This window comes from Curtobacterium sp. B8 (assembly GCF_000333315.1).
Classification (GTDB): domain Bacteria; phylum Actinomycetota; class Actinomycetes; order Actinomycetales; family Microbacteriaceae; genus Curtobacterium; species Curtobacterium luteum.
In genome coordinates, this window is record NZ_BACW01000355.1 from 1 (window position 1) to 2,089 (window position 2,089).

The following is a 2,089-nucleotide window of genomic DNA, read 5'->3' on the forward strand; positions in this document are numbered from 1 at the left end:
CGGAGCCCATCGACGTCGAACCGTGGAGCCGAGGGCCTCGGACACCTGACGGATCGCGTAGGGGAACTCCTCGCGCGACGGCAGCACCGGCACGAGGGCGCGCTCGCGAGGGAAGCCGTGCCCGATCTCGCGACGCTTCGGCGAACCCACGCGCCCGGTCTCACCGGTCGAGTAGGGCGGGAAGTTGTAGTGGTGCAGGTAGCGCTTCTTCGTGACGGGCGACAGCGAGTCGATCTGCTGCTCCATCTTGAGCATGTTCAGCGTGGTGACGCCGAGGATCTGCGTCTCGCCGCGCTGGAAGATCGCCGAGCCGTGGACGCGCGGGATGACGGCGACCTCGGCGTCGAGCGGACGGATGTCGGCGAGGCCGCGACCGTCCATGCGGACCTGCTCGGTCAGGATGCGGCCGCGGACGACCTTCTTCGTGACCGACTTGTAGGCGGCGCTGACCTGGCCGTTGGCGCTCTCCGGGAGCTCGCCGGACTCGACCTTGGCCGCGACGGCCTCCTTGACGCGGGCCTTGAGGGCGTCGTCCTTGTCCTGACGCTCGAGCTTGCCGGCGATCTGGTAGACGTCCTTGAGCTCGTCGAGGGCGATGGCCTCGACAGCGTCGTAGACCTCGGGAGCGTAGGGCGGGAAGACCGGGTAGTCCTGGATCTCCTTGGCCGACTGCGCGGCCATCTTCGCCTGTGCCTCGACGAGGACCTTGAGGAACGGCTTCGCCGCCTCGAGGCCCTGCGCGACGACGGCCTCGTCGGGCTTGGTGGCGCCGCCCTGGATGAGGTCCCAGCTGTGCTCGGTGGCCTCGGCCTCGACCATCATGATCGCGACGTCCTCGTTGCCGGCCTCGTCCGTGACGACACGGCCCGCGACGGTGAGGTCGAAGACGGCCTCGGCGAGCTGCGACGCCTTCGGGAACGCGACCCACTGGTCACCGATGAGCGCGAGGCGCACACCGGCGATCGGGCCGGAGAACGGCAGACCGGAGATCTGCGTCGACGCGGACGCCGCGTTGATCGCGAGCGCGTCGTAGAACTCGTCCGGGGCGATGCTCAGGACGGTGATGACGATCTGGACCTCGTTGCGGAGGCCGTCGACGAACGACGGGCGCAGCGGCCGGTCGATGAGGCGGCAGACGAGGATCGCCTCGGTGCTGGGACGGCCCTCACGACGGAAGAACGAACCGGGGATCTTGCCGGCGGCGTACGAGCGCTCCTCGACGTCGACGGTCAGCGGGAAGAAGTCGAAGCCCTCCCGCGGGTGCTTGCCGGCGCTGGTGGCCGAGAGGAGCATGGTCTCCTCGTCGAGGTACGCGGCGACCGCGCCCTGCGCCTGCTGTGCGAGTCGGCCGGTCTCGAACCGGACGACGCGCTTGCCGAACTTGCCGTTGTCGATGACGGCTTCGGCGAACTTGATCTCGGGACCCTCCAAAAGGGTGCCTCCTTGACGTGTTCTCGGCAGACCCGGCGACGGCACACGGCGGTGCGTGCGCGCCGAAGGAGTCGGGACGCATGTCTGGCCAGCAGTAGAAGCACTCGGGACACCTTCTCGGCCCGCGAGCCACCACCGATGACCAGCTCCGTGCCCGGTCTGCGCAGTGTTTGTGTGACGCCCGGGGAACGGTCCCCGGACGGACAGGACTTTACCAGTCCTCAGGCACTCGGCGGGCGAGGCGCACAGCGAACACGCGTGTCCCCGGTACCGTACGCAGCATGCGCCTCCCTCTCTCCGGGCGAGGGCTCGTCGTGGCCGCCGTGGTCGCCGGCGTGCTCGTCGTCCCCCTCGTGACCGCGGCCCCGGCCAGCGCGACGACCTACCCGACGTGGCAGGACGTCCAACGCGCGAAGGGCAACGAGCAGGCCAAGGCCGCCGAGGTCAACCGTGTCCAGACGGCGCTCCAGCAGGTGCAGGCCGTCGCCGCGGCGAAGTCCGCGGCCGCGATCTCCGCGTCCGAGGCGGCGGACCAGGCGGACGCGGACCTGGCCGCGGCCACCCAGACCGCCACGAGCCTCCAGGCCCAGGCCGACAGCGCGTCCGCGACCGCGGACCGGGCGCAGCAGCGTGCCGGGCAGCTCGCCGCGAACCTGTA

2 pseudogenes are annotated in these 2,089 nt (G+C 70.3%); one reads left to right on the forward strand and one right to left on the reverse strand.

Features of this window, described 5'->3' with window-relative positions:
- Positions 1 to 1,431 (reverse strand): annotated as a pseudogene (locus I59_RS19605) (polyribonucleotide nucleotidyltransferase); the annotation flags it as partial.
- Between the two features lie 281 nt (positions 1,432 to 1,712).
- Here I59_RS19605 and I59_RS09170 point away from each other — a divergent pair.
- Positions 1,713 to 2,089: pseudogene (locus tag I59_RS09170) on the forward strand (cell wall-binding protein); the annotation flags it as partial.